24 protein-coding genes are annotated in these 26,694 nt (G+C 74.1%); 8 read left to right on the forward strand and 16 right to left on the reverse strand.

The features are described from left to right. Positions 1 to 171: 171 nt before the first annotated feature. Both ACFZA0_RS23995 and ACFZA0_RS24000 read right to left on the reverse strand, forming a co-directional pair. Positions 172 to 1,287 (reverse strand): hypothetical protein, encoded by a 1,116-nt coding sequence (locus ACFZA0_RS23995; protein ID WP_391020487.1) that lies wholly within the window; start codon positions 1,285 to 1,287, stop codon positions 172 to 174. Beyond that, positions 1,284 to 2,087, reverse strand: a complete 804-nt coding sequence (locus ACFZA0_RS24000; RefSeq protein WP_391020489.1) for a phosphatase PAP2 family protein — start codon at positions 2,085 to 2,087, stop codon at positions 1,284 to 1,286. Before ACFZA0_RS24000 ends, ACFZA0_RS23995 begins: the two co-directional genes overlap by 4 nt. 190 nt (positions 2,088 to 2,277) lie before the next feature. Between ACFZA0_RS24000 and ACFZA0_RS24005 the strand changes: the two genes are divergently transcribed. Beyond that, the gene (locus ACFZA0_RS24005; protein WP_391020491.1) at positions 2,278 to 2,892 is read left to right on the forward strand and encodes a TetR/AcrR family transcriptional regulator C-terminal ligand-binding domain-containing protein; all 615 of its coding nucleotides are present in this window, start codon (positions 2,278 to 2,280) and stop codon (positions 2,890 to 2,892) included. Between the two features lie 195 nt (positions 2,893 to 3,087). Here ACFZA0_RS24005 and ACFZA0_RS24010 read toward each other — a convergent pair whose 3' ends face one another. Next, positions 3,088 to 4,125 carry a DUF2510 domain-containing protein gene (locus tag ACFZA0_RS24010; RefSeq protein WP_391020493.1) on the reverse strand — a complete coding sequence of 346 codons (1,038 nt, stop codon included), beginning with the start codon at positions 4,123 to 4,125 and terminating at the stop codon, positions 3,088 to 3,090. Positions 4,126 to 4,353: 228 nt separating this feature from the next. Here ACFZA0_RS24010 and ACFZA0_RS24015 point away from each other — a divergent pair, with 228 nt between their 5' ends. Continuing rightward, positions 4,354 to 7,035, forward strand: coding sequence for an AAA family ATPase (locus ACFZA0_RS24015; RefSeq protein ID WP_391020495.1), 2,682 nt, complete (start codon positions 4,354 to 4,356; stop codon positions 7,033 to 7,035). Between the two features lie 857 nt (positions 7,036 to 7,892). On the opposite strand, the gene pcaD is transcribed toward ACFZA0_RS24015, so the two are convergent. The 7 genes from pcaD to ACFZA0_RS24050 all read right to left on the reverse strand — a co-directional run bounded on the left by pcaD (position 7,893) and on the right by ACFZA0_RS24050 (position 14,628). After that, positions 7,893 to 9,083, reverse strand: a complete 1,191-nt coding sequence (gene pcaD, locus ACFZA0_RS24020) for a 3-oxoadipate enol-lactonase (RefSeq protein WP_391020497.1) — start codon at positions 9,081 to 9,083, stop codon at positions 7,893 to 7,895. Continuing rightward, on the reverse strand, positions 9,080 to 10,396 hold the full coding sequence (pcaB, locus tag ACFZA0_RS24025; RefSeq protein WP_391020835.1) for a 3-carboxy-cis,cis-muconate cycloisomerase: 1,317 nt from the start codon (positions 10,394 to 10,396) through the stop codon (positions 9,080 to 9,082). Before pcaB ends, pcaD begins: the two co-directional genes overlap by 4 nt. Positions 10,397 to 10,521: 125 nt before the next feature. Further along, the gene (pcaG, locus tag ACFZA0_RS24030) at positions 10,522 to 11,166 is read right to left on the reverse strand and encodes a protocatechuate 3,4-dioxygenase subunit alpha (protein WP_391020499.1); all 645 of its coding nucleotides are present in this window, start codon (positions 11,164 to 11,166) and stop codon (positions 10,522 to 10,524) included. 5 nt (positions 11,167 to 11,171) lie between these two features. Next, entirely contained in the window at positions 11,172 to 11,945 is a 774-nt protein-coding gene (gene pcaH, locus ACFZA0_RS24035) for a protocatechuate 3,4-dioxygenase subunit beta (protein ID WP_391020501.1), read from the reverse strand. Positions 11,946 to 12,017: 72 nt separating this feature from the next. Next, positions 12,018 to 13,229: an acetyl-CoA C-acyltransferase gene (locus ACFZA0_RS24040; protein ID WP_391020503.1), complete on the reverse strand. Its 1,212-nt coding sequence runs from the start codon at positions 13,227 to 13,229 to the stop codon at positions 12,018 to 12,020. Then, positions 13,226 to 13,873, reverse strand: a complete 648-nt coding sequence (locus ACFZA0_RS24045) for a 3-oxoacid CoA-transferase subunit B (RefSeq protein ID WP_391020505.1) — start codon at positions 13,871 to 13,873, stop codon at positions 13,226 to 13,228. The genes ACFZA0_RS24040 and ACFZA0_RS24045 overlap by 4 nt, the downstream gene beginning before the upstream one ends. A gap of 2 nt (positions 13,874 to 13,875) precedes the next feature. Further along, positions 13,876 to 14,628 (reverse strand): 3-oxoacid CoA-transferase subunit A, encoded by a 753-nt coding sequence (locus ACFZA0_RS24050; RefSeq protein ID WP_391020507.1) that lies wholly within the window; start codon positions 14,626 to 14,628, stop codon positions 13,876 to 13,878. Positions 14,629 to 14,816: 188 nt separating this feature from the next. Here ACFZA0_RS24050 and ACFZA0_RS24055 point away from each other — a divergent pair, with 188 nt between their 5' ends. After that, complete coding sequence (locus ACFZA0_RS24055) at positions 14,817 to 15,281, forward strand: MarR family transcriptional regulator (RefSeq protein ID WP_391020509.1); 465 nt, start codon at positions 14,817 to 14,819, stop codon at positions 15,279 to 15,281. Positions 15,282 to 15,309: 28 nt separating this feature from the next. Here ACFZA0_RS24055 and ACFZA0_RS24060 read toward each other — a convergent pair whose 3' ends face one another. Together ACFZA0_RS24060 and ACFZA0_RS24065 are read right to left on the reverse strand one after the other, a co-directional pair. Next, on the reverse strand, positions 15,310 to 16,317 hold the full coding sequence (locus tag ACFZA0_RS24060; protein ID WP_391020510.1) for a DUF3048 domain-containing protein: 1,008 nt from the start codon (positions 16,315 to 16,317) through the stop codon (positions 15,310 to 15,312). 195 nt (positions 16,318 to 16,512) lie between these two features. After that, positions 16,513 to 17,586, reverse strand: a complete 1,074-nt coding sequence (locus ACFZA0_RS24065; RefSeq protein ID WP_391020512.1) for an ATP-dependent DNA ligase — start codon at positions 17,584 to 17,586, stop codon at positions 16,513 to 16,515. 163 nt (positions 17,587 to 17,749) lie between these two features. Here ACFZA0_RS24065 and ligD point away from each other — a divergent pair, with 163 nt between their 5' ends. Continuing rightward, complete coding sequence (gene ligD / locus ACFZA0_RS24070; protein ID WP_391020514.1) at positions 17,750 to 18,790, forward strand: non-homologous end-joining DNA ligase; 1,041 nt, start codon at positions 17,750 to 17,752, stop codon at positions 18,788 to 18,790. Positions 18,791 to 19,157: 367 nt separating this feature from the next. Then, positions 19,158 to 20,195, forward strand: coding sequence for a substrate-binding domain-containing protein (locus tag ACFZA0_RS24075; RefSeq protein ID WP_391020516.1), 1,038 nt, complete (start codon positions 19,158 to 19,160; stop codon positions 20,193 to 20,195). 70 nt (positions 20,196 to 20,265) lie between these two features. Here the strand turns inward: ACFZA0_RS24075 and ACFZA0_RS24080 are convergent, their stop codons facing one another. Then, the gene (locus ACFZA0_RS24080; RefSeq protein WP_391020517.1) at positions 20,266 to 21,054 is read right to left on the reverse strand and encodes a VOC family protein; all 789 of its coding nucleotides are present in this window, start codon (positions 21,052 to 21,054) and stop codon (positions 20,266 to 20,268) included. Between the two features lie 153 nt (positions 21,055 to 21,207). Here ACFZA0_RS24080 and ACFZA0_RS24085 point away from each other — a divergent pair, with 153 nt between their 5' ends. Then, the gene (locus tag ACFZA0_RS24085; protein WP_391020519.1) at positions 21,208 to 21,456 is read left to right on the forward strand and encodes a WhiB family transcriptional regulator; all 249 of its coding nucleotides are present in this window, start codon (positions 21,208 to 21,210) and stop codon (positions 21,454 to 21,456) included. Positions 21,457 to 21,504: 48 nt separating this feature from the next. On the opposite strand, the gene ddaH is transcribed toward ACFZA0_RS24085, so the two are convergent. Beyond that, positions 21,505 to 22,281 (reverse strand): dimethylargininase, encoded by a 777-nt coding sequence (gene ddaH / locus ACFZA0_RS24090; RefSeq protein ID WP_391020521.1) that lies wholly within the window; start codon positions 22,279 to 22,281, stop codon positions 21,505 to 21,507. A gap of 157 nt (positions 22,282 to 22,438) precedes the next feature. Then, a complete protein-coding gene (locus tag ACFZA0_RS24095; RefSeq protein WP_391020523.1) occupies positions 22,439 to 24,094 on the reverse strand; it encodes an ATP-binding cassette domain-containing protein in 1,656 nt (551 codons plus the stop codon). Positions 24,095 to 24,421: 327 nt separating this feature from the next. On the opposite strand from ACFZA0_RS24095, the gene ACFZA0_RS24100 reads away from it, so the two are divergent. Continuing rightward, the gene (locus ACFZA0_RS24100; RefSeq protein WP_391020524.1) at positions 24,422 to 25,099 is read left to right on the forward strand and encodes a GPP34 family phosphoprotein; all 678 of its coding nucleotides are present in this window, start codon (positions 24,422 to 24,424) and stop codon (positions 25,097 to 25,099) included. Between the two features lie 152 nt (positions 25,100 to 25,251). On the opposite strand, the gene ACFZA0_RS24105 is transcribed toward ACFZA0_RS24100, so the two are convergent. Beyond that, entirely contained in the window at positions 25,252 to 25,662 is a 411-nt protein-coding gene (locus ACFZA0_RS24105) for an SsgA family sporulation/cell division regulator (RefSeq protein WP_391020526.1), read from the reverse strand. Between the two features lie 266 nt (positions 25,663 to 25,928). On the opposite strand from ACFZA0_RS24105, the gene ACFZA0_RS24110 reads away from it, so the two are divergent. Then, positions 25,929 to 26,639 carry an endonuclease V gene (locus ACFZA0_RS24110; protein WP_391020528.1) on the forward strand — a complete coding sequence of 237 codons (711 nt, stop codon included), beginning with the start codon at positions 25,929 to 25,931 and terminating at the stop codon, positions 26,637 to 26,639. Positions 26,640 to 26,694: the final 55 nt, after the last annotated feature.

Here is a 26,694-nt window from a genome sequence, read left to right on the forward strand (position 1 = left end):
GGCGGGGGCTGCCCCGCCGGCGCCCGGGCCCGGGGCCCCGGGGCCCGGCCCCCCCCCCCCCCCCCGCGCCGCCCCGGGGGCCGGGGGCCCGGGTTAAACGCGGGGCCCCCCGGCCGCCGTTCGCGTCCCGGGCGGGGCCGGGGCTCCGACTCCCGTGTGCCGGAAGGGGGTTCAGGACGTCGTGACGTGGTCCTGCGACGGCCGGCGCAGCAGCGGGCGCGGCACGGTGGCGCCCGGCACGGCGGCGGTGTTCGCGGCGCGCTCGGTCGGCGCGGCACCAGCCTCGAGCGCCAGCACGGCGGCGACCGGGTGCTCGGCGTCCTCCAGCGGACCGGGGGCCTCCTCGGCCGCGGGGGAGCCGTGGCCGGGGGAGGGCACCGTTGCCGTTGCCGTTGCCGTTGCCGTTGCCGTTGCCGTTGCGGGGAGCGGGGCGGTCACCGGCGCGGTGCCGGACGCCAGTTGGACCGCGGCCGGCGTCACCCGGGTGAGCAGGACCACGCCCCACGACGCGAGCCCCGCGCCCACCAGCGCCAGCAGCACACCGGCCGCCCCGCCCCGCAGCCGCTCGTCCAGCAGGCAGATGCCGATCGCGGCGGCGGCCACCGGGTTGGCCAGCGTCACCACGGCGAGCGGTGCGCCGAGACCGCCCCGGTAGGCGACCTGCGACAGGAGCAGACCGCCCGCCGCGAACAGCGCGACGAGCACCGCGACCCCGACCACCTGCCAGCTCAGCAGGGACTGCGAACGGTCGGTCGCCGCGACCGTCACCGTCTGGGTCAGCGCGGAGGCGACACCCGACGCGAAGCCCGACGCGGACGCGTGCCGCAGTCCCGGGCGTGCGCCCGGCCGGCACAGCAGGCCGATCAACGCGGCCGTCGTCCCCGCGACGGTCAGCGCCTCGGGCACGCCCAGCACCCTGTCCGGCGCCGAACCCGACGCCGAGACCAGCAGCGCGGACAGTCCGGCGAGGGTGAGCGCGGTGCCCCGCCACTCGGCGGCGAGCACCGGCCGGCCCGCCACGCGGGCACCCATCGGCACGGCGGCGACCAGGGTCAGCGCGCCCAGCGGCTGGACGACCGTGAGCGTCCCGTACTTGAGGGCCACGACGTGCAGCAGCGCGGCGGAGGCGTTGAGCGCCACCGACCACCACCAGGCGGCCGCGCCCAGCAGCCGGCCCACGCCCGCGCCCGGCGAGCGGGACGCCAGGCGTTCCTGGGCGACGGCCGCGGCGGCGTAGGCGACGGCGGAGAAGAGCGACAGGACCACGGCGACGAGGGTGGCGTTCACCGGCCGACCCCCACGAGGTCACGGCCGACGGCCTCGGCGGGCAGCCGCTCGTTCCCGGGCGGCCGGGCGGACCCGCTCGGGCGGTGCGGCGGGTGCACCACCGCGAGCGCGATCCCGAGCAGGGCGGTCACCACGATCGTGTCGGCCCAGTAGTGGTTGGCCGTGCCGATTATCACGACGAGCGTGACCAGCGGATGCAGCAGCCACAGCCAGCGCCACCGCGAGCGCGTCGCGGCGATCAGGCCGATCGCCACCATCAGCGCCCACCCGAAGTGCAGCGACGGCATCGCCGCGAACTGGTTGGAGAGGTGGTCGGTCTGCGGCGGCCCGTACACCGACGGCCCGTACACGTGCCCGGTGTCCACCAGGCCCGCGGCGGCCAGCATCCTCGGCGGCGCGAGCGGGAACGTGAGGTGCAGCACCAGCGCGGCCGCGGTCAGCGCCGCCAGCACCCGGCGCGCCCAGACGTAGTGCCCGGGGCGCCGCAGGTAGAGCCACACCAGGAAGGCCAGGGTCGCCGGGAAGTGCACGGTCGCGTAGTAGGTGTCGGCGACGCGTACGAGGGTGTGGCTGTGCAGCAGCAGCGACTGCACCGACCCCTCGCCGGGCAGCCGGAGCGTGCGTTCCAGGTCCCAGACGTGGTGGGCGTTGCGGAAGGCCTCGGTGGTGTGGCCGGCCACCAGCTGGCGGCCGAGCTTGTACACGAGGAGAAGTCCGGTGACGAGCAGAAGCTCCCGGACGAGCGGCGGCCTGGCCGTGGCATCGTGCAGTGCCCCTGCAGGCTCGGATCGGGATGTCATCCCCCGCCCCTTTGCTGACGGTCGTGCGTGGGTGGAACTGGACCGCCGCGGAGCGGACGAACCATCGATACGAGGACGTACCGATACGCCAGTGTACCGATACGATTGTGTACCGGTACACTGGCGTATCGATACAGGCACACTTGAGTTTGGAGCTCGCGGGACGGGCCCCGGACAAGGAGATGAGTCGATGACGTCGCAGGCCGCGGAGGAACCGGAATCGGTTGTCGCCACGCGCCGCTCGAAGCTGACGCGGGAGCGTGAGCAGGAGTTCTTCGACGCCGTTCTCGACCAGATCCGCGAATGCGGCTACGAAGCCGTCACCATGGAGGGCGTCGCGTCCACCACGCGGTGCAGCAAGTCCACGCTCTACCGGCAGTGGCAGACGAAACCGCAGTTCGTGGCGGCCGCCCTGCGGTCGGGACGGCAGGTCCGTTTCGACGGCATCGACACCGGCTCGCTCGCCGACGACCTGCGGCTCGCGGCACGCGCCGCGGGCGACTGGTCGGTGAAGGACACCAAGCTCCTCCAGGCGCTCGGGCACGCGGTCATGCAGGACAAGGAGCTGGCGCTCGCCCTGCGCGAGGCGGTCGTCGAACCGGAGATCGCCGCGCTCCAGGAGATCGTCCGGCGCGGTGTCGCCCGCGGCGAGATCGCGGCGGACCAGCCGGCGCTGGAGTACGTGCCCGCGCAGATGTTCGGCGTGCTGCGCGTGCGGCCCGTGCTGGAAGGGAAGTACGCGGACTCGGAGTACCTGCTCCGGTTCGTGGAGGCCGCCGTGCTGCCGGCACTCGGCCTCACCTAGGACTCAGGCCGCCGAACCCGGGATGACCGGTCGGCGGCCTGCCCGCGCCGCACCGTGGGGACGGGGGCGGCGCGCACCCCCGGCCGGGCCGGGTTCCTCTGGAGCGGAGAGGAACCCGGCCCGGCCGAACGGAAGCGGGGCCCGGCTTGCCGCCGGGCCCCGCTTCTCGTCCGTCCGCTTCCGTGCCGGCGGCCGTCAGACCTTCTGGCCGTCGCCGCCGCCCGTCGACGCCTGCTTGATGCCGTTGGTGATGGTGTCGATCACCGACTGCTCCTCACCGACGTCCACGCCGAAGCGGACGACGACCATCTCGCCGGACACCGAGGGCGACGGGAACGCGAGCGACTCGACGTAGCCGTCCGATCCCTTGCTGGTGACCGCCTTCCAGCGCACGAGGTAGCCCTTCTGCCCCGCGACCGTCACGGCCTTGGAGTCCAGCACCTGGTGCGAGCTGATCCTGCCGTAGGTCGTGCCGCCGTACGACTCCTTCGCGTTGGCCGCGATGTCGGCCTTGGCGACCGCCTCGGCCGTGCTGCCGGACGTGCCGAGAACCTGCGCGGGCGCCGAGTACGCGCCGCCCTTGGTGCAGGACTTCGACGTGTCCCCGGGGCACTTGTACGAGCTGTTCGACGTGACCTGGGCACCCACGCTGAGCTGCTGGCCGTACCAGTCGTCCGGGATGGGGAGGCTGATCCCGGAGACCGGGTCGGTCACCGAACCGCTCTCGATCTTCGGTGCCTCGGAGCCCTCCGGGGCGGGCGACTCGCCCGTGCCGCCGGACCCGTCGGAACCGCCCGTGCCGCCCGTGCCGCCCTGGCCGTCGGTACCGCCCTGGCCGCCGAAGGGCCCGCCCTGCCCGCCGGAACCCTCCTGCCCGCCCGCCCCGTTCTGGCCGCCCGGCACCTGCTGCGAGCTGCCGGCCCGGTCGCTGTTCCCGCTGTCCTTGCCGAGCGCGTACACCGAGACACCGACGGCCGCGAGCACCACGACGGCCGCCACGACGGCGATGCCGGTCCGCAGGCCCCTGCGGGAGGCCGGGGGCTTGGCGGGATACGCCAGGTAGTCCGGATACGCCCCGGGGGCCGGGGGTGCGGGAGGGCCCCAGGCACCGGCCGCGTCCGCGGTCCGGGTCCGGTCCGTCCACGTGTTGCCGTCCCACCAGCGCTCGGCTGCGGGACCGTCACTTGTCTGCCCGGGGTCGGGGTACCAGCCGGGGGGAGTCGCCTGCGTCATGACACCACCGTATGAGGCGTCGGTGAAAGGCGGATGAGAGGACCCCGTTCCCCGCGCGGTTCCCCGCGCGGCGGGTCCTCGCGGCAGCCCGTCCCGTCCGCGGATCCGGCCCCCATACCGCGTCGTCACCCATTACGGCAAGAGGTCCGGGGACCCGCCCCAGGACCGGTGGCCAAGGACTACTCTCAAGGTCGATACGTCGTTTCGGGCGACTCGGGAGGGGACGGGATGACCCAGGCACGGCCGGCCGCGACCGCCTCGGCTCCCCTGCTGGAGCGTGAGCGCGAACTGGGCGCCGTCGTGGCGGCAGTTGAGGCTCTGTGCGCCGACGAGGCCGCATCCGGCGGGGTGTTGGTGGTTCGCGGCGAGGCGGGACTCGGCAAGACGGCCCTCCTGTCGGAGGCGCGCCGCATCGCCGAGGCCCGCGGCTGCAAGGTCTGGACGGCACGCGGCGCGGAGACCCTGCGGTCCGTACCGTTCCACGTCGTACGGCAGTTGCTCCAGCCCGCGCTGGTCTCGCTCACGGAGGACGAGGCCCGCCAGTACCTCGACGACTGGTACGACATCGCCGGCCCCGCCCTCGGCATAGCGGAACCCGGCGGCTCGCACGCCGACCCGCAGGCGGTGTGCGACGGCATGGTCGAGGCGGTGCGCCGGCTTGCGACGGCCGAGTGGCCCCTGGTGCTGCTGATCGACGACGCCCACTGGGCCGACCAGGAGACCCTGCACTGGCTCGCCGACTTCGCCGAACGCCTGGAAGACCTCGCCGTGTTGGTGATCGTGGCCCGCAGGCCGGGCGACGTCGGCGGGGCGAGCGCGGGGCACCTCGACCGGATCACCGCCGTGGGCCGGCCCGTCGGCACCCTCAGCAGACTGACCCCCGACGCAGCCGCCGACCTCACCCGCGCCCGGCTCGGCCGCCGCGCGGACGACGCGTTCTGCCGCGAGGTGTGGGCGGTCACCAACGGCAACCCCTACGAGGCCGTGGAACTCCTCGCCAAGGTCAAGGAGAGCGGGATCGAGCCCGTCGAGGCCGAGGCCGCCGAACTGCGCGAACTGAACCGCGCGGCCCGCGGCGGCGGCCTGGTCGCCCGGCTGGAGGAACTGGGCATCGACGCCACCCGGTTCGCCTGGGCGGCCGCGATCCTCGGCACCGGCATCTCCGTCGACCTCGCGGCCCAACTCGCCACCATGCAGCGCCGGGACGCCCTGCGCTGCGCCGAACTCCTGCGCTCCGCCCGCATCCTGACCTCACCGGACGCGTCGGACGGCAGCGCGGCGGACGGCGACCTGGAGTTCATGCACCCGCTGATCGCCACCGACGTCTACAACTCGATACCGCCCGGGATGTGCACCGCGATGCACGGCATCGCCGCACAGATCGTCACCGACTCCGGACGCGGCGCGGCCGCCGCCTCCCGCCACCTGCTCCAGGTCCACCCGGACGACGACCAGGAAGTCGTCGCCCAACTGCGCGACGCCGCCCGCGAACACCTCGCCGTCGGTGCGCCCGACGCGGCCCGCCGCTGCCTGGAACGCGCCCTCAAGGAACCGCCGCACCCCCGCGCCCACGCCCAGGTCCTCTACGAACTCGGCTGCGCCACCCTGCTGACCGCCCCCGCGACCACCATCGGCCATCTGCGCGCCGCCCTCTCCATGAGCGGACTCGACGAGAACACCCGCGTCGACGCGGTCTGCCGGTTGTCCCAGGCGCTCATGCACAACGACCAGTTGGAGGACGCGGTCCGCACCGTCGAGGACGAGGCGGCCCGGCAGGAACCCGGCCCGGCACGCATGCGCCTCCAGGCCGTGCAGTACATGTGGGAGGGCATCCACGCCGGCCAGTCCTCCTCTCCCGGACGCTCCGAACGGCTCGCCCGGCTCGCTCGCGGCTGCACCGGCCGCGACAACTCCGAGCGCGCCCTGCTGATCCTGCGCGGCTTCGACGCCATGACCCACGGCGAGAACGCCGAGGAGGTCGTCGAACTGTGCGACCGGGCCCTCGTCAACGGCCGCCTCGCGCCCGGACTCGGCTGGACCGACACCGAGTGGGGCATCGAACCGCTGATGATGCTGGCGAGTTCGTACGCCTACACCGACCGGCTCGACCGCGCGGAGAGCCTGTTCAACGAGGCCCTGCGCGCCTACGAGGGCGCCGGCTGGAGCGGCGGCCACCTCTCCCTGGCCCACGCCTACCTCGGGCTCGGCCACCGCAGGCGCGGCCGGCTGCGCGAGGCGGAGAAGTCGCTGCGCGAATCCCTGCGGCACGCCGAACGCGTCGGCCGCGGGCTGCCGTTGTACTGGTCCGCCACCTGCAACCTGGTCGACACCCTGCTCGCCCGCGGCCACGTCGACGAGGCGTGGGCGGTGTCCGTGCAGTACGGGTTCGGACCGCCCTACCCGTCCACCATCGTGCTGCCCGACCCGCACTCCGTGCGCGGACGGCTGCTGCTCGCGGTCGGCCGCACCAAGGACGCGATCAACGAGCTGGAGGCCGCCGAGAAGGAGGCGTCCGTCCGCGGCCACCACAATCCGGTGATGGTGCCGTGGGCGGTGGACCTGGCCGGAGCCCTCGCCACCGAGGACCCGTCCCGCGCCGCCGGACTCGTCGCCGACCTGCGCCGCCGCGCCGAGCGGTTCGGCACCGACACGGCCATAGGCGAGTCCCTGCGCTGCGCGGCCTCCCTGGAGACCGGCCGCCGGGCGGTCGAACTCGCCCGGCAGGCCGTCGCGTACCTGGAGGCCTCGCCCTGCCAGTACGAACACGCCGCGGCCCGCGTCGAGTACGGCATCGCCGCCCGCTCGGTCTCCGAACTCAAGCGGGGTTTGGCACTGGCCCGCTCGTGCGGCGCGGACGGCCTGGCGGAGCAGGCGCTGACGGCACTGAAGGCGGAGAACGGCCAGGGGTGAGGGCGTGCGTGCGCGAGGCGGTGCTCGCGTGGGCGGACGGTTCGCTCGCGCGCGCCGAGGCCGGGGAGGTTCGCTCGCGCGCTGAGGGCGGGCAGGGTTCGTTCGCGCGCGCTGAGGGCGGGCAGGGTTCGTTCGCGCGCGCTGAGGGCGGGCAGGGTTCGTTCGCGCGCGCTGATGAGGGCGGGGCTCTGGGGCGTTGGTCGGTGAGCGGTGCTCGCGGAGGGGGCGGCTGCTCGCTGGGGCGAGCGGTGCTCACGGAGTGGGGCGGGGCTCGCGTGCGCTGAGGGGTGCTCGCGTTGGAGAGCGGTGCTCACAGGGCGGGCCGGTGCTCGCTGGGTGGGGCGGCGCTCGCGGTTCGGAGCGGTGCTCGCTAGGTGGGGCGGTGCTCCCGGTTCGGAGCGGTGCTCTCGTTGTGGACTGGTGCTCGCTGAGTGTGGCACCGCTCGCCCCGGAGAGCGCTGTTCACCCTTCGGAGCGCCGCTCACGCTTTGGAGCGCTGCTGGCGAATCGGAGCGGTGCTCTCGTTGTGGACCAGTGTTCACGCTGGAGGGCGCTGCTCACAGGGTGGGGCACCGCTCACCTTGGAGAGCGGTGCTCACGGTTTGGAGCGTCGATCGCGATGCGGACCGCTGCTCGCGACAGGGAGCGCCGCTCACAGCCCGGAGCGGGGATCACGTCCGTGAGCGCTGCTCACCTCGGAGAGCACCGCTCGCGCCCCGCCCGACCTCGCGCGTCACCCCTGGCCCTGCGCGTCATCCCGGGTCCCGCGCAGCCTCGGGCCGCGCGCCGCGCCCCGCGTCACCTCGCGCGGCCCCACACAGCGCACCCCAGCCCGCCCTCACGCCCCCCCCGCGCCCTCACGCCCCCGCGTCGTTCTCCTCCTCCGCCAGCACCCGCTGTGCCGCCGCGAACGCGGAGTTCGCCGCCGGGACGCCGCAGTACACGGCGCTCTGGAGCAGGACGGCGCCGATCTCCTCCGGGGTCAGACCGTTGCGCCGGGCCGCTCGTACGTGCATGGCGAGTTCGTCGTGGTGGCCGTGGGCGACCAGCGCCGTCATCGTGATCATGCTGCGTTCGCGCCGGGTGAGCGTCGGGTCGGTCCAGATCTCGCCCCAGGCGTAGCGCGAGATGAAGTCCTGGAAGCGGGCCGTGAACGCGGTCTGCCGTGACTGCGCCCGGTCGACGTGCGCGTCCCCGAGGACCTCGCGCCGCACCCGCATCCCGGACCGCATCCCTGACCCCGTCCCGGACTGGGCGGCCCCGGGCCGCGTCCCGGACTCCGGGTCGGCCGGGGCACCGGCGAAGTGTGCGCGCAGCGCGGCCAGTACCGCCTCCGGACGTTCGGCCGGCGCCAGGTGGGAGGCGCCCGGAATCTCGACGAGGGCGGCGCCCGGCACCCCGTCCGCGATCCGCCGCAGGTGCGCGGGAGGCGTCGCGGGGTCCTCGCGGCCCGCGATGGCCAGCACGGGCACGGTGATGTCGCCCAGCCGGTCGGTCAGGTCGAAGGCGGCCAGCGCGTCGCAGCACGCGGCGTACCCCGCGGGGTCGGCGTCCCGGTGGTCGCGGACCAGTTCCGGCACGGTGAACCCCGGGGTGAACCAGCGCGAGTCGGCGCTCTCGGCCAGCCCGGCGAGCCCTTCCGCGCGGACGAGGCGGGCCCGTTCGCGCCACGGCTCGGCACCGTTGAAGTCGGCCGAGGAGCAGACGACGGCCAGCGACGAGACCCGCTCCGGGTGGTGCAGGGCGAGGTGCAGGCCGACCGCGCCGCCCAACGAGACGCCCGCATAGGCGAACCGGCCGATGCCGAGGGAGTCGGCGAGCGTGAGGACGAGCCCGGCGAGGTCGGCGACCGTGGCGCCGGGCCCGATCAGACCGGCGGCCGAACCGCCGTGCCCGGGGAGGTCCCAGCGCACCACCCGGTGGCTGATGGACAGCTCGGGTGCGACCTGGTCCCACAGGGCGTACGAGGTGCCCAGGGAGGGTCCCAGCAGCAGCGGGGGTGCGGAAGTCGGCCCCTCGACGCGGTGGTTGAGCAGGTTCTCGGTCAACGTCGCTCCAAGGCGCGGTCGGTGAGGGTGCCCGCCGAACCGGTGTAGCGGGCGGGGTCGGTGAGCGCGGCCGGGTCGAGGTCCGCCGGGACGTCCTCCCCGGCGAGGCTCTCGGCGAGCAGCCCGGCGAGGTCGCGCCCCTCGGCGTGGGCGCGGCGGGCCAGTTCGGTGAGCAGTTCCTTGGCGCGGGCCCGGCCCAGCACGGGTGCCAGCTCCGCCGACAGCCGTTCCGAGACGATCAACCCGTGTGTGCTGTCGAGGTGTTGGCGCATCGTGTCCGGGAACACCCGCAGTCCCGCCGCGAGTTCGGCGGCGTCGCGTGCGGCTCCGCCCGTCAGGCGCAGCAGGTCGCGCAGGGGTTCCCACTCCGCGTGCCAGGCGCCGGCCGGTCGCTCGTCCCCGGCGACCAGCGACCCGTGCAGCGTGGCTGCGAGCTGCGGTGCGCGCCGGGCCGCCGCCGCGATCAGCGTGGACCGCACCGGGTTCGCCTTGTGCGGCATCGCGGACGAACCGCCGCCGCCCGCCTCGGCGACCTCGGCGATCTCGGTGCGCGAGAGGGTCAGGACGTCCTCCGCGAACTTGCCCAGCGCGCCGGCCGTCAGGGCGAGGCACCCGGCCAGGTCCGCCAGCGGGGTGCGCAGCGTGTGCCAGGGCAACAGGGGTGCGGCGAGGCCCAGTTCGCGGGCGTACGCGGCGGGCAGCGCGGTCGCGTCGGTGGCGCCGTACGCGGTGAAGGCGGCCAGTGTGCCGGCCGCGCCGCCCAGTTGGGCGGGCAGTGAGTCCCGTACGGCGGTGACGCGGTCGCGGGCGTCGAGGACGAGCGAGCGCCAGCCGGCCGCCTTGAGGCCGAACGTGGTGGGGACCGCGTGCTGGGTGAGCGTGCGGCCCGGCATGGGGGTGTCGCGGTGCGCGGCGGCGAGGACGGCCAGTGCGTCGGCGGTGCGGCCGAGGTCCGCGAGCAGGGGTTCCAGGGTCCGCACGGCCACCAGTACGGTCGCGGTGTCCATGATGTCCTGGCTGGTCGCGCCCCGGTGGACGTACGGGCCGTACTGCTCGCCGGTCGCCTTCGTCAGGTCGGCGACCAGCGGGATGACGGGGTTGCCGCCCGCCCGCGCCCGGACGGCGAGGGAGTGCGCGTCGAAGTGCCCGGCGTGTGCGGCGGCCGTGACCGCCCGTGCGGCCGCGGCGGGCGCGAGTCCGAGTGCGGCCTGGGCGCGCGTGAGTGCGGCCTCCGCATCCAGCAGCGCGCGCAGGAAGGCGCTGTCGCTCGTCGTCGTCGCGGCACGGGACCCGGTCCACCCGGGGGCCAGCAGCCCGGCGTCGGCGTTGCCAACGGGGTCGGCGTTGCCAACGGGGTCGGCGTTGCCAACGGTGTCGGTGTCGGCCTCCGGGGCGGCTTCGGTGTCGGCGCCGTGCGGGGTGGCCGGGTCGGCAGATGTCACTGGTACTCCAGGAAGACCGTCTCGCCCTCGCCCTGAAGGCGGATGTCGAAACGGTACGTCCGACGGCCCTCGTCGGCGGCGACCAGCGTGGCGCGCCGATCGGGGGCCAGGCCCGACAGCAGCGGGTCGGCGGCGAGCGCCGCGTCATCGCCCGGCAGGTAGATCCGTGTGAACAGGTGCACGAGCAGCCCGCGCGCGTGCACGCAGACGCTCAGGTACTGGGCGTTGCGCCCGCGTGCGCCCGGCCGCAGCGTTCTGGCGTACCAGTGGCCGTCGGCGTCCGTCTGCACGCGTCCCCAGCCGGTGAACTCCACGCCGTTGCGCCCGAGGAAGCCGCCGCTCGCGGGGTCGCGGCGCATGGAGCCGTCGGTGGCGGGCAGCTTGCCGTCCGGGTCGGGGCCCCACAGCTCGACGAGGGCGTCCGGCAGCGGGTCGCCCGCGCCGTCGAGGACGTAGCCGCGCACCGTGACGCTGTCCGGGTGGCCGAGCGGTGCGATGTCGCCGCCGCCGGGGAAGGGCAGTGCGTAGCCGTAGAAGGGGCCCACGGTGTGCGAGGGGGTGGGCAGCGGCACGCCGTCCGGGCTGCCGGTGCCGGTGTTGGTGCCGCTGCTGGTGCCGGTACTGCTGTCGGTCTTCGTCATGGTGGTCAGCGACCTTCCTCGATCCAGGTGGCGGCGGGGCCGTCCAGCACGATGTCCCAGCGGTAGCCGAGCGAGAACTCGGGCACCGACAGGTCGTGGTCGTACGTCGCGACCAGCCGCTGCCGTGCCGCGTCGTCGGTGACGGACTGGAGGATCGGGTCGTACGGGAACAACGGGTCGTTCGGGAAGTACATCTGCGTGACCAGGCGTTGGGTGAACACCGGGCCGAACAGCGAGAAGTGGATGTGCGCGGGGCGCCACGCGTTGACGTGGTTGCGCCACGGATACGGGCCCGGCTGGACGCTGGTGAAGCGGTAGCGCCCCTCGGAGTCCGTCAACGTCCGCCCGGAGCCGGTGAAGTTGGGGTCCAGCGGAGCGTCATGCTGCTCCCGCCGGTGCGCGTACCGGCCGGCCGAGTTGGCCTGCCAGATCTCCACCAACTGCCCCCGCAGCGGGCGCCCTTCACGGTCGAGCAGTCGTCCCGAGACGGTGATCCGCTCGCCGATCGGCTCACCGGTGTGCTGCCGGGTGAGGTCGTTGTCGATCTCGGTGATGTCCCGTTCGCCGAACGCGGGGGAGGCCAGCTCCACCAGTTCGGGGTCCTTGGTCACGTCGATGGATATCGGCGGCTGCTCGGGGTGGCGCAGCAGGGACGAGCGGTAGGGCGGGTAGTCGCGGCGCGGGTGGTGCTCGACCGGCGCGCCGCCCGCGACACCCTTCTCGTACGCGTCGTGCCGCTCGGAGATCTCGCGGTCTATGTCGTGCTGGGTGAGGGGCATGGTCCTGAACTCCTTTGTCGCGAGGGCCTGTTGGCTCGGCGGGCGCGGCTGCTGCGCGCTGGCCCGTGCCGGTCAGCGTTCGAGGACGAGGGCGAGGCCCTGGCCGACACCGATGCAGAGGGTCGCGACGCCGGTGCCGCCGCCGCGCCGGGCGAGCTGGTGGGCGACGGTTCCGGCGAGCCGGGCGCCCGACGCGCCGAGCGGGTGGCCGAGGGCGATCGCGCCGCCCTGCGGGTTGAGCACCGCCGGGTCGAACTCGGGCCATTCCGCGACGCATCCGAGGACCTGGGCGGCGAACGCCTCGTTCAGTTCCAGGACGTCGAGGTCGGCGAAGCTCCTGCCCGCCCTGGCGAGCGCGCGGTTGACGGCCTCGACGGGGGCGAGTCCGAAGTACTGCGGCTCGGTCGCGGCCACCCCGGTCGCCGAGATCCGGGCGAGCGGTTCGCGGCCGGTCGCGCGCAGGCCGTCCTCGTCGACCAGCAGCAGCGCGGCGGCGCCGTCGTTGAGGGGCGAGGCGTTGCCCGCGGTGACGGTGCCGTCCTCGGTGCGGAAGGACGGCTTCAGCCGGGCCATGGCCTCCTGGGAGGCGTCCTCGCGCACGCACTCGTCCGCGTCGACGACGAGCGGATCGCCCTTGCGGCGCGGGACGTTCACCGGCACCAGTTCGCCGTCGAACGCGCCTGCCGCCCGCGCCCGCGCGGCCCTGCGGTGGCTCTCCAGCGCGTACGCGTCCTGCTGTTCGCGCCCGATCCCGTGCTTGTCGGCGATGAGTTCGGCCGACTCGCCCAGCGGCACGGTCCACTGCGGGTCCATCCGCGGGTTCACCATCCGCCAGCCCAGTGTGGTCGAGTACAGCTCGGTGTTGCCCGCCGGGAACGGCCGGTCGCTCTTGGGCAGGACGTAGGGCGCGCGTGTCATCGACTCGACGCCGCCGGCCACGGCGACGGACGCGTCGCCGAGCGCGATCGCGCGGGCGGCCTGGACGACGGCCTCCAGCCCGGAGGCGCAGAGCCGGTTGACGGTCACGCCGGGCACGGAGGTCGGCAGCCCGGCGAGCAGGGCGGCCATCCGGCCGACGTTGCGGTTCTCCTCGCCGGCGCCGTTCGCGTTGCCGAAGTACACGTCGTCGATCCGCGCCGGGTCCAACCCGGGGGTACGGGCGAGCAGTTCGCGGATGACGTGGGCTCCCAGGTCGTCCGGCCGCACACTCGCGAGGGCGCCGTTGTAGCGGCCGAACGGGGTGCGGACGGCGTCGACGACGTACACGTCCTTGACGGCTGTCATGCCTGGATCTCCTCGGGAACACGCAGTTCGGCATCGGTCTTGGCGGTGATCTCGGCGACGCTCACGCCGGGCGCGGTCTCCACCAGCACCAGGCCCTCGCCGGTGACGTCGACGACGCCGAGGTCGGTGATGATCCGGTTCACGCAGGCGCGCCCGGTGAGCGGCAGCGCGCACTCGCGCAGGATCTTCGGGGAGCCGTCCTTGGCGGTGTGCGTCATCACCACGATGACGGTGCGGGCGCCGTGGACGAGGTCCATGGCGCCGCCGATCCCCGTGACGAGCTTGCCCGGCACGGCCCAGTTGGCGAGGTCGCCGCCCTGCGAGACCTGCATCGCGCCGAGCACGGCGACGTCGATGTGGCCGCCGCGGATCATGGCGAAGGAGAGGGCGGAGTCGAAGAAGGACGCGCCGGGCAGGACGGTGACGGTCTCCTTGCCGGCGTTGATCAGGTCCGGGTCGACCTCGTCGTCCGCGGGGTAGGGGCCGGTGCCGAGGATGCCGTTCTCGGATTCGAGGGTGACCTCGACGCCCGGCGGGAGGTGGCCGGGGATGAGGGTGGGCAGGCCGATGCCGAGGTTGACGTACTGGCCGTCCCGGAGCTCGCGGGCGGCGCGGGCCGCCATCTCGTCGCGTGTCCACGCCATGGTCAGCGCACCGTCCTTTTCTCGATGCCCTTGTCGGCGGCCTGGGCGGGCGTGAGGGCGACCACGCGCTGCACGAAGATTCCCGGCAGATGCACCGCGTCCGGGTCCAACTCGCCCGGCTCCACGAGCTGTTCGACCTCGGCGACGGTGATCCGTCCGGCGGTCGCGGCCAGCGGGTTGAAGTTGCGGGAGGACTTGTTGAAGACGAGGTTGCCGTGCCGGTCGCCCCGGGCCGCGCGCACCAGCGCGAAGTCGGTGCGGATGCCGCGCTCCAGGACGTACTCGGTGCCGTCGAACTCCCGGACCTCCTTCGGCGGCGAGGCGAGGGCGACGCCGCCGGAGCCGTCGTAGCGCCAGGGCAGTCCGCCGTCGGCGACCTGGGTGCCCACGCCGGCCGGTGTGTAGAAGGCGGGGATGCCGGCCCCGCCCGCGCGCAGCCGCTCGGCGAGGGTGCCCTGGGGGATCAGCTCGACCTCCAGCTCACCGGCCAGGTACTGGCGTGCGAACTCCTTGTTGGCGCCGATGTACGAACCGGTGACCCGGGCGATCCGCCCGGCGGCGAGCAGTACCGCGAGGCCGGACTCCATGGCCCCGCAGTTGTTGGAGACCACCGACAGACCGCTGACGCCGCGCTCGTGCAGGGCCTGGATCAGTACGTTCGGCACACCGCTCAGGCCGAATCCGCCCACCGCGAGCGACGCCCCGTCCGCGACGTCGGCCACCGCCTCCGCGGCCGTGGCCACCACCTTGTCCATCGAGAAGCCTCATCTCTTCGCTTTTAGTCAGGGCACTGACTATTTCTGCGAGGTGCCCCTCACGCTGCCATCGGACGCCGGAGTCGTCAAGAGTCCTGAAAGCGACTGTCGGAGACTCCTCGCGGAGGGGTGGCAGGAAGGAGGGCGGACGGTATCGTTCAGTGCACCAACGAAATTCGGGAGCACACATGGCCGCGGTGGACCTCTCCATGCACCCCGGGCACCTGGCCCGTCGCCTCCAGCAGGCGCACTACCTGCTGTGGAACACGATGGTCTCCGAGGAGATCACCTCGCCGCAGTTCGCGGTCCTGAACGCGCTCGTCGCGGAACCCGGCCTGGACCAGCGCACGGTGGGGGAGCGGGTCGGCCTCGACCGCTCCACGATCGCCGAGGTCATCAGCAGGCTCGGCCGCCGGGGCCTCCTCGACAAGGTGCGCGACCCGGACGACGGCCGCCGGTTCCTGCTGCGGCCGACCGACGAGGGTTCCCGCGCCCACCGCAGGCTGAGCGTGCGCACCGCCCGGATGAACCAGGTCTTCCTGGCCCCGCTCTCCGCGGCGGAGCAGTCCCAGTTCCTCGACCTGCTCCGCCGCGTGTCCGACGCGGCGGAGGGCCTGCGCAATCCCACGGAGCCGGTGGCCGCGCCCCGTTGAGGCCGGGCACCGGACAACGGGGCCCCGCTCACCGGGCCTTCGTGAACACCACCCACACCTGGCCCTTCGCGAAGTCCATCGGGGTGCCGTCCGGGTTGGTGAACTCCGTTCCGCTGTCGGGGGTTTCGCGCTTCCAGCGGGCGTCGTACGCCTTCCCGTCCCGCAGCACCTCGGCGGTCCCCGACCCGACGGTCTCCGTGTACGGCGTGTTGTTGCCGAGGACGTCGTGGAAGCCGGACCTGCGGATCGTGACGTGCTGCACGACGACCGTCGCGGGCGCCACCCGCTTCCCGTCGGTCGTCACCGTGTCCGTGCCGTCCGTCGAGACCAGCCACCGGTGCTTGTCCGCGGACCAGCGGAAGGCGAAGGAGGCCGCCGGATAGCGCACGGTCACGGAGCTTCGGGGCCGGCCGCCCTCGGGAGCGGGGCCGAACCGGAATCCGGTGGTCAGCCCGCCCTGGTCCGGTGCCGAGGAGCGCAGTCGCGCGGGGCGCAGATAGAGGTTGTGCGGGGACTGCTTGTCGGTGCCGCGGAAGAACGCCCCGGGGTCGTCGTCCGGTCTGACCGCGGTCAGCGGGGCCTTGCCGATCAGCGGCAGCAGCTTGGCCTGGGCCCCGGAGAAGGCCAGCGTCGGCCGGTCGAACTGGCGCAGCAGTTCCAGGTCCGACTCGCGGGCGCTGCGCACGGGGCCGACCACCTTCGGCAGGTCACCGGCGAATACCGCCATCAGCCGGCTGAGGCCGCCCTCGACCTGCTCCGCGTAGACGACGTCCGCGGCGTCCAGACCGGTCTGCGGTCGGGCGGCCCGCACGTTGTCGATCTTGACCGCGAGCACCGGGCCCGCGGCGACGCCGTCGTCCGACGCCGAGGCGGACGGCGAACGGGTGTCCGCGCTCGCCCGCGGGGTCTCGCCCCGCCCGTCGTCCGACCCGCCGGACCGCGACGTGCAGCCCGTCGTCAGGGCGAACGCCGCCACGGCCAGCAGCGCCGTCGTCCGCGCCGCGCGCGGTGACCGCGCCCCTCGTCCCGTGCTCACCCTGGTCACCCGTGTCCCCTGTCGCCGTCGCCTGCTGCCGGTGCCTGTCGGCCGGTGCCGTCACTGTTCGTGTGCTGATCGGTTGATCGGCTCATCGCCGTCATCGCCGGTCATACCCGCTCAGTTGCGAACAGAGGCGGAGGCCGGGCCGACAACTCCGGGAGAGGGGCCCGACTGGGGCAGGAGGTGCGGGCGTCAGGCCGACGGGGGCCCGAGGATCTCCGCGAGGTCGTAGCCGACCGGCTCCTCCAACTGCTCGTACGTGCAGCTCTCCGGAATACGGTCCGGGCGCCAGCGGCGGAAGCGGGCCGTGTGCCGGAAGCGGGCCCCGTTCTCCATGTGGTCGTAGGCGACCTCGGCGACCCGGTCGGGCCGCAGCGGGACCCAGGACAGGTCCTTCTTGCCCGACCAGCGGCTGGGCGCGCCGGGCAGCCGGGCCGTCTCGTGCGCGCTCTCGTCGGACCAGGCTGCCCACGGGTGCTCGGAGGCGTCCGCCAGGCGCAGCGGCTCCAGCTCCTCGACGAGCTCCGCGCGCCGCGCCATCGTGAACGCCGCGGACACCCCGACGTGCTGGAGGACGCCCCGGCCGTCGTAGAGGCCGAGCAGCAGGGACCCGACGACCGGGCCGCTCTTGTGCAGACGGTAGCCCGCGACCACCACGTCCGCCGTCCGCTCGTGCTTGATCTTGAACATGGCCCGCTGGTCCTGCTGGTAGGCCAGGTCGAGCGGCTTGGCGACGACACCGTCGAGGCCCGCGCCCTCGTACTGGTCGAACCACCGCCGGGCCACGTCCCGGTCCGTCGTCGCGGGCGCCAGGTGCACCGGGGCGTCCACTCCGTCGAGGGCGCGCGCGAGCAGGGCGCGGCGGTCGGTGAGGGGCGTGCCGAGCAGCGACTCGTCGGCCAGGGCCAGCAGGTCGAAGGCGACGAACGACGCCGGGGTCCGCTCGGCGAGCGTCCGCACCCGGGACTCGGCGGGATGGATGCGCTCGCTCAGCGCGTCGAAGTCGAGCCGCCCGTCGAGCGCGATCACGATCTCGCCGTCCACGACGCAGCGATCGGGCAACCGCTCCCGCAGGGCGTCCACCAGCTCGGGGAAGTACCTGGTCAGCGGCTTTCCGGTACGGCTGCCCAGCTCCACGTCGGGCCCGTCGCGGAAGACGATCGCGCGGAACCCGTCCCACTTCGCCTCGTACTGCATGCCCGGCGGGATCGCCTTCACGGATTTCGCGAGCATCGGCTTCACGGGCGGCATCACCGGCAGGTCCATGCTCCGATTCTGGGCCCGTCCGGCCCCGCGCGCCCGGCGTGTGCGCCGCCCGGAACCGGTGCGCGCCGTTCCGCACGCCGTCCCAAGGCGCCGGGGCGGTCGTCCGCACGCGGTGCGCTCCGCGCGGGTGCGGCGGGTACGGGGTGCGCCTACGGTGGCTGGCATGGGCGAAGCGGTGGAACTGGAGGCGGCCGGCCGGACGGTACGGCTGTCGAGTCCCGGCAAGCTGTTCTTTCCGGAGCCGGGGTACACCAAGCTGGACCTCGCCCGGTACTACGTCGCCGTCGGCCCCGGCATCCTGCGCGCCCTGCGCGACCGCCCCACCACCCTGCAGCGCTACCCCGACGGGGTGACCGGCGAGTCCTTCTTCCAGAAGCGCGCCCCGCGCAACATGCCCGACTGGATCCCGACCGCCCACATCACCTTCCCGAGCGGCCGCAGCGCCGACGAGATGTGCCCCACGGAGGAGGCCGCCGTGCTGTGGGCCGCCCAGTACGGCACGCTCACCTTCCACCCCTGGCCGGTGCGCCGCGGTGACGTCGACCGGCCCGACGAACTGCGCCTCGACCTCGACCCGCAGCCCGGGACCGACTACACGGACGCGGTCGTCGTCGCGCACGAACTGCGGTCCGTGCTGGAGGAGTTCGGCGGTCTGCGGGGCTGGCCCAAGACGTCCGGCGGACGCGGCCTGCACGTGTTCGTGCCGATCGAACCGCGCTGGACGTTCACCCAGGTCCGCCGCGCCGCGATCGCCGTGGGGCGCGAACTCGCCCGGCGGATGCCGGACCGGGTGACCGTCAAGTGGTGGAAGGAGGAGCGCGGCGAGCGCATCTTCCTCGACTACAACCAGACGGCCCGGGACCGGACGATCGCCTCCGCCTACTCGGTGCGTCCGCACCCGCACGCCCCGGTCTCCGCGCCGCTGCGCTGGGACGAGGTCCAGGACGCCAGGCCCCGCGACTTCGACCTCGGGACCATGCCGGCCCGGTTCGCCGAACTCGGCGACGTGCACGCGGACATGGACGACCACCGGTTCTCCCTGGAGTCCCTGCTCGAACTCGCGCGCCGCGACGAGCACGATCACGGACTCGGCGATCTGCCCTACCCGCCGGAGTACCCCAAGATGCCGGGCGAGCCCACCCGCGTGCAGCCCAGCAGGGCCAAGGGGGAGACCCACGACGGCACGGGCCCCGGCGGGGACTGACCGCCGGGCCGGGGCCGGGCGAGGCCCACATGGTGAAGGTGAGCACCAAGTCGCCGGTGCGCGGCCCGGGTTGCCGGCCCGGCCTGTCGGACGCCCGGTCGCGCACGCCCCGCCGGGCCTCGCGGACACGCTGCCCGGACAACACGCCCGCCTCCTCGAAGCGGCGTTCCTCGCCGTGGGCGACCGCGAACCCGCGCTCTTCCCAGGTGCGTTGGGCTCGGCCGGGCCCAACCCACCCGGCTGCCGACGCGACGGTGCGGCGCGAGACACATGGCGGCCTTCCTGTCCGGACGTTCCCGGCGCGCTGACCTGACGTTCCCGCCGCGGCGCTATTCTGATCCGCAGCCCCGGACGAGGAGTTCACCACGTGAGCGAGACAGTGCCGCGCCCCACCCTGGAGGCCGTGGCCGCCCTTGCGGGTGTGTCCCGGGCCACCGTCTCCCGCGTCGTCAACGGCGGTTCGGGCGTGCGGGATCCCCTCGTCGAGCGGGTCCGGCAGGCCGTCGACGAACTCGGCTACGTCCCCAACCAGGCGGCCCGCAGCCTGGTCACCAAACGCCACGACGCCGTCGCCGTCGTCGTCGCCGAACCCGAGACGCGCGTCTTCGCGGACCCCTTCTTCGCCCTGCAACTACGCGGCATCAGCAAGGAGTTGACCGCGCACGACGCCCAACTCGTCCTGCTGCTCACCGAGGGGCGCGCGGACCACGCCCGCGTCGGGCGCTATCTGGCCGGGGGACACGTCGACGGCGCGCTGGTGTTCTCCCTGCACCTCGACGACCCGCTGCCCGGACTGATCCGCAACGCGGGCGTGCCGACGGTGTTCGGCGGCCGCCCCGGCTGGAGCGACGGCACCGGGGGCGCGGCGTACGTCGACAGCGACAACCGGGGCGGTGCCCGGGACGCGGTGCGGCATCTCGTCGGGCTGGGGCGCACCCGCGTCGCGCACATCACCGGCGCCCTCGACCAGACGTCCGCCGTGGACCGTTACGAGGGCTACCGGGACGTCATGGGCGAGGCCGACCCGGGGCTCGTCGAGGAGAGCGACTTCACCCCGGCGGGCGGCGAGCGGGCCATGCGCGCGCTGCTGGACCGGCGCCCCGGCCTGGACGCGGTGTTCGCCGCCAACGACCTCGCCGCGTCCGGCGCGCTGCGGGTGCTGCGCGAACGCGGACTGCGGGTGCCGGACGACGTCGCCGTGGTCGGCTTCGACGACATGCTGCCGGTCGCCGAGCAGACCGACCCGCCGCTGACCACGATCCGGCAGGACATCGAGGAGATGGGCCGGCTGATGGCGCGCATGCTGCTGAGCGGGCCCGAGCGGCGGGGCGGCGACCGTGCGGGGGCGGGCTCGCCGGCCGGCGTCGTCCTGCCGACCACCCTCGTGCGGCGCGCCTCCGCGTGACGCCGGGCGCCGGGCCGTCGCCCACCGCCCGGCGGTGCCGCACCCGCCCCCGCACCCGCCCCCCGTCCCGCTACGCGGGCGGCGAGGGGGTGAGCACCGCGAACCGCGCGCCGTACGGGTCGCCCAGCCTGGCGATGCGTCCCACGCCCGGCACGTCCGTCGCCGGAAGCCGGACGGTGCCGCCGAGTTCCTCCGCCCGCGCGGTGACCGCGTCCGCGTCGGCGACCGCCACGTACGGCAGCCAGTACGCGCCGTCCTTGGACTCCAGCGGGTCGTCCCCGAGCGCCACGACACCGCCGAACATGGCGTCCTCGTCCTCGCCGGCGGGACCTACACCGGTGTAGGTCCCGCCGGGGAACGACACCGCGGAGGTCTCCAGGCCGAGCACCGAGTGGTAGAAGGCGGCCGCCGCCGCGACGTCCGGCGTGTACAGCTCGGCCCAGCAGAGCGAGCCCGTCGCGCCCGCGAGGTCCAGCCCCTCGACGCGGCCCGGCTGCCGGACGCCGAACGGCACGCCCGCGCGGTCCGCGAGAACGGCCACCTGCCCCGGGCCCGCGACGTCCGCGGGCGGCACGAGCACGCTGCCATGCGCCTTCCGCGCCGCCTCGGCGGCGGCCCCGGCGTCCGGGGTGCGGAAGTAGACGGTCCACGCGGGCGGCCCCTGCTCGGGCCGGATCCGCACCGCGCCGGCCACGGTCCGGCCGTCGAGCCGGAACAGGCCGTGGCTCCCGGAACCGGGCCCGGCCGGCCGGAACTCCCAGCCGAAGAGGCCGCCGTAGAAGGAGGCGGCGCCCTCGACGTCGGGGGTGTCGACATCCAGCCAGTTCGGAGCGCCGTTGACGAAACGGGTGGTGAGCATGAACGCCCTCCTCGACAGTTTCCCGTTGTCTGCACCGCCGAGTCTCGCACCGGGTGCCGCCGGCCGCCGTGAGGACGGCACCGAAACGGGCGGCGGCCGGTCGTTGAGCGCGCGTTGATCGGACGTTTTTCGCCGCCCGGCACGATCACGCCCATGTCCAGCGACACGATCACCCCGGCCGACAGCGACTGGCAGACAGAGGCGCTGTGCGCGCAGACCGGGGCCGACTTCTTCTTCCCCGAACCCGGCAGCTCGGTGCGCGAGGCCAAACGCATCTGCGGCCTATGCGCGATCCGTACCGCGTGCCTGTCGTACGCCATGGAGAAGGACGAACGCTTCGGCGTCTGGGGCGGCCTGTCGGAGAAGGAGCGCCTGGCACTGCGGCGCGGGGCGCGCCGCTGACGGCTCGTCCGCCGGTGACGGGCGGAGGGCCGGGGCGCCGCGCACGGCTCAGGCGTACAGGTCCCTGAGCCGCACCGACAGGCAGGTGACGCAGCCCTCCAGCTTCTCGAACTCGCCGATGTCGACCACGACCGGCTCGTGGCCGAGGTCGGCGAGCAGTTCCGCCGTCTTCGGCGCGCTCGCCGCCATCAGCAGCCGGTCCCCGCCGAGCAGGACGACATGAGCGCCGGACTCCTCGGGCACCGGCAGGAAGCGCGGGAACAGCGACGGGGTGTCGACCTTCGGGATGTGCCCGATCACCGTGCCGTCGGGCAGCGCGCTCACCGCGGACTTCAGGTGCAGCACCTTGCTGACCGGCACGGCCACCACACGCGCGCCGAGCGGTTCGAAGGCGGCCCGCAACTGCTGCACCCCGGCCGCGTTGGTCCGCCCGCCGCGGCCGACGTAGACGGTGTCGCCGACCTTGAGGACGTCGCCGCCGTCGAGGGTGCCCGGCGCCCAGATCCAGTTCACCGAGCAGCCGAGGCGGGCCACGGCCTGTTCCACGCCGGCGGTCTCCGCGCGCCGCGACCGGGCGCCGGGGCGCGCGATCAGCGCGACGTTCCTGTAGACGACGACGGCGTCCTCGACGAACACGGCGTCGGGGCAGTCGTCGGCGGGCTCCACCTCGACGGTCTCCCAGCCATGGGTGTGCAGCGCCGTCACGTACGCCTCCCACTGGCGGACGGCGAGGTCGACGTCGATCTCCGCCCGCTCCAGGTGCGTCACGAGACCGTCGGCGAGCAGCGGTCCGGGGTGACGGATGAGGGCCTTCTTGCTGGGCACGTCCGGGTCTCCGTATCGGGGGCGACCGCCCTCCGCGGGACGGCACCGGCCCCCCGTACGGGTGCCGGTGCCCCATCATGCAGTGCGCACGCGCGCCCGGAGAACCCCCGTTGTCAGGCTGTGTCCCACCTGACACGGGACGTGCCCCGCCCGCCCCTCACCCGGGGAATCCCTCCTCGCCCGGCACCACCTCCCGCACGTCCCCGTCCAGCAGGAGCCACCGGGTGACACCGATCGACTCCAGGAACGGGATGTCGTGGCCCGCCACCAGCAGGGCGCCCCGGTAGGAGTCCAGGGCGGCGGTCAGGCGCTGCACGCTCGGGATGTCGAGGCTGTTGGTCGGCTCGTCCAGCATCAGCAACTGCGGGGGCGGCTCCGCGAGGAGCAGGGCCGCCAGCGACGCCCGGAAACGCTCGCCGCCCGACAGGGTGGCCGCCAGGCGGTCGGAGTCGGCCCCGCGGAACAGGAACCGGGCCAGCCGTGCCCGGATCGCGTTGTCCGTCGCACCGGGCGCGTGCCGTGCCACGTTCTCGGCCACCGTCAGGCCGCCGTCGAGGACGTCGAGCCGCTGGGGCAGGAACCGCAACGGCACGTGCGCCGTCACCTCGCCCGATTCCGGGGCGAGTTGGCCCGCGATCGTGCGCAGCAGCGTCGTCTTGCCCGCACCGTTGCGCCCGACCAGGGCGACCCGTTCCGGGCCGTGCAGCTCGAAGGTGCCCGCGAACCGGGCGCCGTGGGCCGGCCGCAGGTCGCGGACGGTCAGGACCGTGCGGCCGCGCGGGACCGCGGTGCCCGGCAGGTCGACGCGGATCTCGTCCTCGTCCCGCACGGCCTCCACCGCGTCGTCGAGCCGTTCCCGCGCGTCGGTGAGCCGCTTCTCGTGCAGGATGCGGTGCTTTCCCGCCGAGACCTGCGCGGCACGCTTGCGCGCCCCCATGACGATCTTCGGCTCGCGCTTCTCGGCCGCCATCTTCTGCCCGTAGCTCTTGCGCTTCGCCAACTTGCTCTGCGCCTCGTCGAGTTCGCGCTTCTGCCGGCGCACGTCGGTCTCGGCGGCGCGCACCATGCGTTCGGCGGCCTCCTGCTGGGTCTCCAACGCCTCTTGGTAGTCCGCGTAGTTGCCGCCGTACCAGGCGATCTCGCAGGTACCGGGGTGCTGTTGGCCCGCGCTGCCGGTCCGGCGCAGGTCGGCGACCCGGTCGACGAGGTCGAGCAGCCCGCGGTCGTGGCTGACGATCACCAGCGCCCCCGGCCAGGACCGCACGGCCGCGTAGAGGCGCTGCCGGGCGTACACGTCGAGGTTGTTGGTGGGTTCGTCGAGGAGCAGGACGTCCGGGCGGGCGAGCAGCAGGGACGCCAGCCGCAGCAGCACGGCCTCGCCGCCGGACACCTCGCCGACGGTGCGGTCCAACCCCACTGCCTCCAGGCCGAGTTCGCCGAGCACGGCGAGGGCGCGGTCCTCGACGTCCCAGTCGTCGCCGAGGGTCTCGAAGTGCTCCGGGGCCGGGTCGCCCGACTCGATCGCGTGCAGGGCGGCGCGGCGCTCGGCCACGCCGAGCACCTCGTCGACGCGCAGGGCCGTGTCCAGCGTGACGTTCTGCGGCAGGTACCCGACCTCGCCCGCGACCCGGACGGTGCCGCGGGTGGGTGTCAGCTCACCGGTGATGAGCTTCAACAGGGTTGATTTTCCTGTCCCGTTGACGCCGACCAGGCCGGTCCTGCCGGGGCCGAAGGCGACGTCGAGGCCGTCGAGGACGGGGGTGCCGTCGGGCCAGGTGAAGGAGAGGGACGTACACGTGACGAATGCGGTCATGCGGGCCTCGGCTTGTTCGATGCGGTCGGGGGAAGACGCGTATCGAGACACCGCGGGGCGAGGGGCCGGACGAACGGAAGACCGGAGCGGGGAGCAGGAGGAAGGAATCCTGTCACCGGGACCGGGGGACCGCAGGACGGCTCGTACGCCGAGGTCGCACACGACGGACACACACTCCACGAGTGTGTGCGCGGTGTCTCAAGACCTCAGACGAGCAACGTCCCTCTCCCATCGACGGCAACAGAACCACCGGCAACGCTACGAAAATGCCGGACCCGCTGTCAAAGGATTAACTTGAGCCCGACCTCACCGCACGAAGGAGGCCCCGTGCCAGACGGCTCGTTCTCGCTGCCGGCCAGGCTGTACCTGCTGGCCTGGGACACCGACCGGCTCAGGATCACCGGGGCCGCCCATCTGCACCACCTGGTACGGGCCGGCGCCCTCACCGAACTGGCCCAGCGCGGCCTGCTGGTCGACGACGACGGCATCGCCACGCCCGTCGACCTGGACGCCCGCACCGGCGACATCGTCCTGGACGGTCTGCTCGACCTGGTCCGCGAGTCGATGCCGCGCCGCTGGAAGACCTGGGTGAACCTGCGGGCGCGCCACACCCTGGACGCCGTGCGGGAGCAGCTCGCGGCCGGGGGCCAGCTGCGGGTCGACAAGAAGCGGGTCCTCGGGATCTTCCCGTCCCTCGACTACGGCCTGGCCGCTCCGGCCGTCGCCGACGCGGTGCGCGAGCAGGCGCGCCGGGCGCTCGACGAGGACGTGCCGGTCTCCGCCGTCTCCGCCACGGACGCGGCGGTCGTGGCACTCGCGGCGGCGGCCGAGCTGCGCACCCTGCTGGCGCCGAAGGACCGCAGACGGCACCGGGCGCGCATCGAGGAGCTGACCGAACGCAGCGGTGCCCCCGCGCCGGCGCTGCGGAAGGTGGTCCGCGAGGTGCGCACCGCGATGGTGGCGGCGACGGCGGCGGCCACGGCCTCCGCGACGGCGTCGGCCTGACGGACACACCACCGCCCCCGGGACCCGCGGGTCCCGGGGGCGAGCCGTGCCCCGCGGCCCGCAACGGGCGGCGCCCGGCACGGACGCGTCCCGCCCGGGACGTCCCGCCTCACGCGCCGCGCACTACGCGCCGCGCAGTACGCCTCCCGGCGCTACGCGTCCCGCATCAGTTCCGCGAGGCCGTGGTCCAGGTCGAGGTTCTGGCGCTCGCGGCCGACGGGCACCGCGGCCCGCGTGGCCCGCAGGAAGCGGCGCAGCTCCCCGGTCATGACGTGCACGACGGCGGTGCCCTCCGGGGCGCGGAACTCCAGCACGGTGCGGTCGTAGCCGAACGGCCGCACCCGGACGTCGCCGTCCCCCTCCGGCCGGTGCAGGCCGCTCGCGAGCAGCTCGCGGGAGAAGGACCAGCGGACCTCCTCGCCCTCGAGGGTGGCCGCCGCGGGAAAGGCCATGTGGACGGCGAACGGGTCGTGGCGGTCGTAGTGCAGCGTCGCGGGGATGCTCTGCATCCGCGGGGCGGCGGCGACAAGACGGGCCTGTACGGGCTGCTCGATGGTGGACAACGCCTTGCTCCCTCGTGACGGCTGACGGACGTCGGTGGATGAGGCCGGTCACTGGGAGAGACGACGGAACGAGCCCATCCGTGCACACGTATCGCTAGTGACCTCGGTCACCGTCTTCAATCCCGCCTGTGAGCAGGATCTCCGTCCTGCCCGGCGTCAGCGAAGCACGGGGTCCTCGAACCGGTACGGGCGTCCGGCTCGACCGGGTGCGCGCGCACCGGTCGAGGACGGCTCGGGCCGCCGCGCCCCGTACCCTCGTGCCCACCATGACGACGACCGAGCGCACCCCCGACGACTGGCCCGCCACGGAGGAGCACGCGCGCGCCGTGCAGGACGAGTTGAGGCGCCGTGTCGTCCTCGACGAGACCGGTCCGGCGCCGGGCACCGGGCGGGTGACCGGCGTCGACGTGGCCTACGACGACGAACGGGGCGTCGTGGCCGCCGCCGCGGTGGTCCTGGACGCGGCGACCCTCGACGTCGTCGCCGAGGCCACCGCCGTCGGCCCGGTCTCCTTCCCGTACGTGCCGGGGCTGCTCGCCTTCCGCGAACTGCCCGCCGTCCTGGCCGCGTTGGAGCAACTGCCCGGCGACCCCGGTCTGGTGGTGTGCGACGGCTACGGCCTCGCGCACCCTCGCCGCTTCGGCCTCGCCTCCCACCTGGGCGTCCTGACGGGTCTGCCGACCGTGGGCGTCGCCAAGAACCCCTTCGTCCTCACCCACGCCGGCCCCGACGCCCCGCGCGACCCCGACGCCCCGCGCGGCTCCTGGGCGCCGCTGCTCGCGGGCACCGAGGAGGTCGGCCGGGCGCTGCGGACGCGCGACGGCGTCAAGCCGGTGTACGTCTCGGTCGGCCACCGCACGAGCCTCGACTCCGCCTGCGCGCACACCCTCGCGCTCACCCCGCGCTTCCGGCTGCCCGAGACCACCCGCCGCGCCGACGCCCTGTGCCGCCGCGCGCTGCGCGAGGCCACCGCCTGACACGTACGGGGGCAACGGGCTTGCGGGGAGGGGCAGTTCGGCGTCCGCGCGGAGG

It is taken from the genome of Streptomyces sp. NPDC008150, from assembly GCF_042956945.1.
In the GTDB taxonomy this organism is placed as follows: Bacteria; Actinomycetota; Actinomycetes; order Streptomycetales; family Streptomycetaceae; genus Streptomyces.